Origin of the sequence: Pseudomonas edaphica (assembly GCF_005863185.1) — a bacterium.
GTDB classification, from domain to species: Bacteria; Pseudomonadota; Gammaproteobacteria; order Pseudomonadales; family Pseudomonadaceae; genus Aquipseudomonas; species Aquipseudomonas edaphica.
Genome location: NZ_VBVZ01000409.1, coordinates 1 through 5,598, shown reverse-complemented (window position 1 = coordinate 5,598; position 5,598 = coordinate 1). Strand labels below are relative to the sequence as shown.

The window sequence follows — 5,598 nt, the reverse complement described above, 5'->3', positions numbered from 1 at the left end:
AACGAACGCACCGTCACCGGCCACGACAGCAGCGACGGCCTGATCAGTGAACACAGCGACTTCCTCAACAGCGCGGCGCGTATCGAAGCCGCCAACGACCTGAGCATCAGGGCCGGACGCGACTTCTTAACCCAAGGCAGCGTGCTGCAAAGCGGACGCGACACCACGATCCAGGCCGGGCGCGACCTGAGCTTTGGGTCAGTGGAGCAGGTGAACAGCAATGCCAACACCAGCGCGCGCAACAACAGCAGCTCCGTGATGCAGAACGGTTCTTCGGTGACGGCGGGGCGCGACCTGAGCGCGGTTGCGGGCCGGGATTTGACTGCGATTGCCAGCCGGATTGATGCCAAGCGGGATGTGGCGATGTCGGCGACGGAGAATCTGAGCCTGATCTCTGCGGCGGATGAGCAGCATTCGGCGTTGAATCTGAAGAAGGTTAAGGCGCAGGAAGATCATGTGAGTCAGGTCTCGACCACGCTGAGTGCGGGTGGGGATGTTTCGCTGAGTGCTGGTAAGGATCTGGCGATGATTGCCAGTCGTGTCACTGCGGGGGATGAAGCGTATTTGGTTGCGGGTGGAAAGCTGGGGTTGCTGGCTGCGGAAGACAGTGATTATTCGCTGTATGACATGAAGAAGAAGGGGAGTTGGGGGAGCAAGAAAACCCAGCGCGATGAAGTCACCCAGGTGACGAATGTGGGGAGTGAGATCAAGACCGGTGGCGACCTGACGTTGCAGAGCGGCGGGGACCAGAAGTATCAAGCGGCGAAGCTCGACAGTGGCGGGGATATTGCGATTGTCAGTGGTGGGGCGGTGACGTTTGAGGCGGTGAAGGATTTGCGGCAGGAGAGTCATGAGAAGAGCAAAAACAGCCTTGTCTGGACGAGCTCCAAAGGCAAAGGCAGCACCGACGAGACGTTACGCCAAACGCAGATGATTGCGGAAGGCAGCATCGTAATAAAAGCCGTCGACGGTTTGAAAATTGATGTCAAGCAGATCGACCAACACACTGTAAGTCAGACGATCGACGTCATGGTCGAGGCTGATCCACAACTGGCTTGGCTGAAGGAGGCCGAGAAGCGTGGAGACGTGGATTGGCGCAAGGTTCAAGAAGTCCACGATAGCTTTAAGTACAACAATTCGAGTTTGGGTGGTGGCGCGGCGTTGGTTATCGCCATCATTGTCACTTATTTCACATGGGGAGCGGGTGCGGGGCTCGTGGGCGCTGCGTCTACAACCACGACGGGGCTCGCCGCGAATTCCGTATATACCGCCGTGGCCATCAAAGGTGCGACAAGCACCATCAACAACAAAGGAAACTTAGGTGCCATCGCCAAGGATGTGACCTCTGGTGACAGCCTTAAAGGCTATGCAATTGCGGGTCTAAGTGGCGCGATTGCGAAATTTGCCGGAGTCACGGGAGAGCTGACTGCATCAGACCTCGGGAGACAATTGGCGGTCAATTCAGCGCTTAGAACTGTAGCCAATGGGGGCAGTTTTACTAGCAATATGGGTCAAGCTGCTATTGATCTGACTGCCAGTCTTCTTTCTGGAATGATTTACGAGCGCGTGGGTACGGAACTCAGTGGTTCTAACTTGTCCACAAAAGTAGCGGTACATGCGATTGTTGGAGGATTGATTGCAGAGGCGGCAGGAGGGAATTTCGCTTCTGGTGCTATTGCAGCGGGTGCAAACAAGGCACTTATTCAGACGTTTGGCGCAGAGATGTTTCCTGGCGACGCCCACGATCGCCTGCTGGCGATGACGTCCCAATTGATCGGTATGACTGCAGCAGCAGGTGTCGGTGGGAGCGCAAAGGAGCAAGATGTAGCGGCTTGGGTCGCCCAGCAGGGTACCGTTTACAATTACTTGGAGCAGTCGGACGTTAAAGCTTTTGCTTCAGGAATGAAGGGCTGTGGTGGTGATGAGGCATGTCAGAAGGATAAGTGGGAGAACGAGAGATTTAACGAGGAAAGCCTGTACAAAACTCAGTACGCAATGAGTATCAGTAGCTCATTTCTTGCAAAAGACAAACTGCCTGGAATCATTGTCGCGTTGGATGACCTGATGGCGATGCAATGTCAGACGCAGGTTTGCGAAGGCTATAAAACGGAACTGATAGACCGCTCTGTAGCTGCCGCCGAGCATCTAGCTAATCAGATTGCAGATTGGGGGCCTTCAATGGATCGGTTGGCCTTGATTGGTGGAGGAGCGGCCGGAGGCGGCCGAATCGAATCTAGGCCTCGTTTGCCAGGGGAGACAACCCCAACGGGGTTGGCTCAGCTGGAAAAAGCGATAAGGTATTTACAGGATGTGAAAAAAACTGCTTCATTTAATGACATTAAAACAGTATTAACATCTGCGCAGACTCCCTACAAAGGAACTACAGTTATCGGCCATGCATTGTCAAAGCATGCCGGAAGAAGCCCCGAAATCTGGGGGAAAACGACAGGCTCAATGGCCACCTGGAATGAGCAAGCTATGAAGCAGCTACGTGAAATAATACGCGCCCCAGGCGAGTTCAAACATGTAACGACGGAAAAAGGCATTCCATTCGTGGAGAAGCGTCTAGGTGATGGCCGAGGAGTACGATTGAATTTGGATGGGACTTTTAAAGGGTTTATTGATTAATTATATGAAAGAATCATACGAAGTCATTATGAGTTGCGTAGCAGAAGAAGATCTTTTTGCTCTTCTGAAAGATTTAGAAAGTCATTCTTTGCGAGTTACCGAAGTGGTTTCATCAGAAGCTATCGGCGGCAAAGGTGGATTAGGGTTCAATGAGAGACTGATTGATGAGTTTCGCGGATTTAGTGGTGACTTGTGTATTGCTGCTAGACTTTATGGGTTTGACTTGATTTCGGTGGAGGACGAGTTTTTTTTGTTGGTTAGAGTTGTAAAATATAATGGCAATGTCGATGTGGAGTTATTTTTTGATGATGTTTGTATTTCCAATATTGATGAGGTGATGTTTTTGCTTCAAAGGTATATTCAAAAAGTCTGCGGAGATGTTCGTATGGCAGAGTTCTACGGTGGCATAGAACCCGCTCATGATTTAAGTACGCGGTTTTTTACAAATGGAGTGTTAGGCCCGTTGGCGTTATCAAAAAGACCTTAATGATTAAGGAAAAAGGGGCGGATTTATTTGATTTTCATAGGGTGTTTGTGTCTGGGGGGGCGTGAATTTATTTAGTTGTGATGTGTTTTTTGTTGGGTTCATATATGGTTTTTGTTTGACATATTAGAACTGGCTCTTTAATAAATTGGCTTTTGTTTTTTACATCTTGGGCTCTGAGCTTAGCCAGATCGGGCGGCTCTACGCCGCCCGAATTTATTTATATGTCTTGCGAAATCAACCTTCGCCCAATCACATCCATGAGATCGCAACCATCACGCAATGGAATGGCCAGTAACAGCGCAAAGTCGTGAAGGACAATCGCATCACTGCTGATTTCCTCGCGAAATGCCAGGTTTTCCAGAAACTGAGTTACTGCACGAATGCGGTAAGGGGAAAAATGGGGTCAGACCACTATTCTTCTGGCGGAGCACTAAACGTGGTCTGACCCCAATTTTCTTGTTTATGGGACCATCGGGTAAGGCTGCTAATTTTCAGAGCACGTTCCAGGTTCTTGATGATGGAAGTCGTAAACTCAGCACAGTCATACCGCTTCACTGAGGAGGTCGTAATGAAATTTCCAAGCACAGATGATTTTTTGGAAGAGTTCGGTATCCAGCCTATTGAGGTTGATCCAAACTTGGCGCTATGTCGTTATATCCAGAAGTCTAAAAATAGCGAACTTGAGGTTGATGTTTCTTTTAGTGCTGTGATGAAGTCATTCCAAGTCGTGCTTAGGCTTTCCACTCAAGAGCTAGCAGTTATTTCGTCCGAGAGCGTCAAGTCTATTGAGTTAGTGCGAGATGAGTCTGGGGCTGGGATTCATGTTGTCTTTGATATGTCTGAATCACTGTCAGAGGCGAGGGTGATATTCGAACCTGAGGTGAGTTGCCGATGGTGGACGTTACACAAAGTATAAGAATGAAATAGGAGGGGATTGGTAAAAAGAAAAATGGGGTCAGACTACTATTCTTCTGACGGAGCACTAAACGTGGTGCTGACCTCTATTTTTCTGCAGAGTGCATCAAAGGGCGGTGTTAGGTAATGAACTCTCCTAGACTTATGGTTGCCTGGCTGTTAACAGTGCTCGGGAAGAAATTACTGTCAGTAAATGCTCTATTCCATGTTTTCTCTTTCGAGAGGGATTCTGCCCCTCAAGAGGTTGGCCTTCTATTTGAAAGTTCTGAAATTGGGAAGCTCTATGGCGGGCCTGATGGTGCGTCTATCTGTTTTTCTTTGAATCCGATTTCAAACTGCGATCTAGGTGAATACGGTAGGCAAGATATTTTTAATATTTCTGGTGAGCTTTATTTCTCCAATGTTGTAGGAAGAAGGTTAGTGTCGGCATCGCTTGTGCAGTCCTTAGCAGAAGACGTAGGGAAAATGGGGTCAGACCACTATTCTTCCGGCGAGGGCCCAACGGGGAAGTAATCGCTAAGGGAGAAATGGGGTCAGACCACTATTCTTCTGGTGGAGCATTAAACGTGGTCTGCCCCCTATTTTTTCAAAGAAATTTTTCAGGTGAGGTTGTTGTTCCTCGGAGTGCACTTAAGTGAAATTAAATATCGACTTCCCTGAAAACATGATCACGGATGAATTACTCAGGCAGGAACGAATACCCTGCTTTTGCAAGGTTTCAAAAGAATTTGAGATTTCGTTTTCGGATACTGTTCCTGAGTCATCGGGGGTGGTATCAGAATGGGATCGTAGAGAGCTGGAGTTAAGAGCCGTCGCAGGGGCGGGCGGTCGATATACGCATTTTGCTAATGGTTTGATTACATTGCAGAAGATTAATGAAGGCATTTACAAGATCCTTGATCTTGAGATGTTTTATAGAAGTTACGGCTGGTGCGCTGTCTTACGTGGTGGGGAGTATGCGCCTCCCGGAAATTTTTGGGATGAAGAGTAAAGACTTTCTGATGAATGCTAGGCTAGGGATTCAATTGCATGAACGGATTCTCCTAGTCGAATTTCGAATCCAATCATTGATATGGCTTAACTGACATTGGAAAAGGGGACGGATTTATTTCTCACCCATCTGCTAGGCTGTGATTTTCTAAAGAAAAATGGGGTCAGACCCTGAGGGGAGAAATGAGGAGAAATGGGGTCAGACCTTTATTCTTATGGCGGAGCATTAAACGTGATCTGACCCCTATTTTTCACTTAATAAGAAGGGCGGCGAGCATCTCCCAGCGATCAAGAACATTGAAATTCTAGATAAGAAGTGGGAGGTCTTATGGGTAGCTCCTGGTTTGATGAAAACGTAAAACCACTTTTGACGGGGTTTTCTCTAGAGTACTCAGCATTTGCTGATGGAGATTTTGGTGACCTTAAAAGGATAGAGCTGGAAAAACGAAAAGGGGACAGATTTATTTAAATAACGAAGAACTTGCTTTTGCACTCTCTTGTCAGGTCGCCAAACCTGTTCGCCATATGGGCGACGGGCCGGACTACAAGCCCCGCGCCCACCACCCCACAATGCATCA

At 48.5% G+C, this 5,598-nt stretch carries 6 protein-coding genes; 5 read left to right on the top strand and 1 reads right to left on the bottom strand.

Annotation, left to right across the window (positions count from 1 at the left end; all coding sequences use genetic code 11):
* The 5 genes from FEM54_RS22750 to FEM54_RS22730 all read left to right on the top strand — a co-directional run.
* Nucleotides 1-2,628: hemagglutinin repeat-containing protein (locus tag FEM54_RS22750; protein ID WP_205894423.1), on the top strand; the 2,628-nt coding region annotated here is incomplete at its 5' end.
* Nucleotides 2,629-2,632: 4 nt separating this feature from the next.
* Nucleotides 2,633-3,115 carry a hypothetical protein gene (locus tag FEM54_RS22745; RefSeq protein WP_138453157.1) on the top strand — a complete coding sequence of 161 codons (483 nt, stop codon included), beginning with the start codon at nucleotides 2,633-2,635 and terminating at the stop codon, nucleotides 3,113-3,115.
* A 568-nt stretch (nucleotides 3,116-3,683) separates the two neighbouring features.
* Nucleotides 3,684-4,031, top strand: coding sequence for a hypothetical protein (locus FEM54_RS22740; protein ID WP_056860342.1), 348 nt, complete (start codon nucleotides 3,684-3,686; stop codon nucleotides 4,029-4,031).
* 125 nt (nucleotides 4,032-4,156) lie between these two features.
* Nucleotides 4,157-4,543, top strand: a complete 387-nt coding sequence (locus tag FEM54_RS22735) for a hypothetical protein (RefSeq protein WP_177336526.1) — start codon at nucleotides 4,157-4,159, stop codon at nucleotides 4,541-4,543.
* A gap of 121 nt (nucleotides 4,544-4,664) precedes the next feature.
* Entirely contained in the window at nucleotides 4,665-5,021 is a 357-nt protein-coding gene (locus FEM54_RS22730) for a hypothetical protein (protein ID WP_163009543.1), read from the top strand.
* A gap of 390 nt (nucleotides 5,022-5,411) precedes the next feature.
* On the opposite strand, the gene FEM54_RS34385 is transcribed toward FEM54_RS22730, so the two are convergent.
* The coding region (locus FEM54_RS34385) for a hypothetical protein (protein WP_205894422.1) at nucleotides 5,412-5,598 on the bottom strand (187 nt) is incomplete at its 5' end.

What these genes read in the sequence shown, in the direction of transcription:
- FEM54_RS22745 (WP_138453157.1), top strand. Translation starts at nt 2,633, where the DNA reads ATGAAAGAATCATACGAAGTCATTATGAGTTGCGTAGCAGAAGAAGAT.
- FEM54_RS22740 (WP_056860342.1), top strand. Translation starts at nt 3,684, where the DNA reads ATGAAATTTCCAAGCACAGATGATTTTTTGGAAGAGTTCGGTATCCAG.
- FEM54_RS22735 (WP_177336526.1), top strand. Translation starts at nt 4,157, where the DNA reads ATGAACTCTCCTAGACTTATGGTTGCCTGGCTGTTAACAGTGCTCGGG.